Source organism: Arcticibacter svalbardensis MN12-7, from assembly GCF_000403135.1.
Taxonomy (GTDB): domain Bacteria; phylum Bacteroidota; class Bacteroidia; order Sphingobacteriales; family Sphingobacteriaceae; genus Arcticibacter; species Arcticibacter svalbardensis.
On record NZ_AQPN01000016.1, the window covers coordinates 1 to 1,306 of the forward strand.

The window sequence follows — 1,306 nt, forward strand, 5'->3', positions numbered from 1 at the left end:
ATTAAGTGACAGTCATGAAATTAGTGTGGAAACTAAGAAACGCGTTTTAGCTTATGCTGAATCTGTTAATTTCTAGCAAAATCCAATGGCAGTTTCTCTTAAAAATGGGAAAAGTAAGTGTATTGGACTCATTGTTTGTGACGTAGCTAATTACTTCTTTTCACAGGTTATTGACGGCGTGGATTCTATAGCCTATTCAAATGGCTACCATTTAATCATCACACAAAGCCACGATAATTACCAAAGAGAAATTGAGAATTTAAACCATCTGGCAAAAAGACACATCGACGGATTACTGGTTGCTGTTGCTTCATCCACTTTCGATTACAATCATTTTAGTCAATTGATTGATAGAAGAATTCCGATGGTGTTCTTTGATAGAGATAATCCTTTGAAAGGTGTTCCAAGTATGACGATAAAGACTTATCAAAGTAGCTTTAATGCAACTGAATACCTCATCAAAAAAGGATATAAAAAAATAGGTTTCTTAGGTCATGCCGAACATCTTTCGACAACCCGAGAAAGACGACAGGCCTATCTGGATGCATTAAAGAAATACAATTTAACTCCTGACTCATCATTGATAAAATATTTCAATTATGGGAATAGTACAGCGAAGGATTTAGAGGGTTTAATTGCCAATTTATTTTTATCTAAAAATAAACCTGACGCTGTTTTTGTATCTAGTGATAGGCTGAATAACGCATGCCTTTTATTTTTAAAAAAAAATCAGGAAAGCATCAATATCATGCTTTCTGGATTTAACAACTCGGATATGGCTGAGTTGTTTTTACCTTCCTTCTCGTTTATCAGACAACCTGCTTTTGAATTGGGACAAGATATCACTAAGAAACTAATTAATTTGATTTCGAGGAATGAAAAATTTAATGAAAATATTTTCAAAAAGCTCGAGAGTACTTTCCATTGTTAGAGCTCATACTATTTTACTTATGAAGGTGCCTATATTCAATCGTCATGTAAAGGCAATAAATAGGTGGAAGGCGAGTCATTAAAAGACAAAGGAAGCCTTTACCCGTTTCCATTAAAAAGGAGCTTTTAAGTATTGATGGTAAATGCATTAGAGGATCAAAAGATGGTTTTCATGAGCGGAGTCTTATCCACATGGTAAGCGCCTGGGCATCAGTCAATCAGTTAGTGCTTGGGCAGCTTAAGGTGGACGATAAGAGCAACGAGATAACCGCTATCCCACAGCTTTTGAAACTGTTGGATATTTGAAGATAGTATTATTAGTATCGATGCTATGGTTACACAGACCGATATAGCAGAGACAATTATAGGGAATAAA

Annotated in this window: 1 protein-coding gene and 1 pseudogene; both read left to right on the forward strand. The window is 35.1% G+C overall.

Features of this window, described 5'->3' with window-relative positions; genetic code table 11:
- Nucleotides 1–85 precede the first annotated feature (85 nt).
- Nucleotides 86–931 carry a substrate-binding domain-containing protein gene (locus ADIARSV_RS02090; RefSeq protein ID WP_016193690.1) on the forward strand — a complete coding sequence of 282 codons (846 nt, stop codon included), beginning with the start codon at nucleotides 86–88 and terminating at the stop codon, nucleotides 929–931.
- Nucleotides 932–1,050: 119 nt separating this feature from the next.
- Nucleotides 1,051–1,306: pseudogene (locus ADIARSV_RS21400) on the forward strand (ISAs1 family transposase); the annotation flags it as partial.